This window comes from Citrobacter sp. Cpa228, assembly GCF_030333085.1.
GTDB classification, from domain to species: Bacteria; Pseudomonadota; Gammaproteobacteria; order Enterobacterales; family Enterobacteriaceae; genus Citrobacter; species Citrobacter pasteurii.
The window spans coordinates 1-281 of record NZ_JAOWGQ010000007.1 but is presented as its reverse complement, the minus strand read 5'-3'; the positions used below and the strand labels follow the sequence as shown (position 1 = coordinate 281).

General features: G+C 55.2%; 1 tRNA gene and 1 rRNA gene. Both read right to left on the bottom strand.

Annotated features, from left to right (window positions below):
• Positions 1-81, bottom strand: a 5S ribosomal RNA gene (rrf, locus tag OGX91_RS00040); the annotation flags it as partial.
• A gap of 38 nt (positions 82-119) precedes the next feature.
• Positions 120-195 (bottom strand) — tRNA-Thr (locus tag OGX91_RS00035).
• Positions 196-281: the final 86 nt, after the last annotated feature.

Genomic DNA, 281 nt, shown 5'->3' with positions numbered 1-281 from the left:
CACACTACCATCGGCGCTACGGCGTTTCACTTCTGAGTTCGGCATGGGGTCAGGTGGGACCACCGCGCTACAGCCGCCAGACAGATTCTTTTCTAAGTGCCGAACTTAAACCGAAAAACTGGTGCTGATACCCAGAGTCGAACTGGGGACCTCACCCTTACCAAGGGTGCGCTCTACCAACTGAGCCATATCAGCACACTAAATTTGATGCCTGGCAGTTCCCTACTCTCGCATGGGGAGACCCCACACTACCATCGGCGCTACGGCGTTTCACTTCTGAG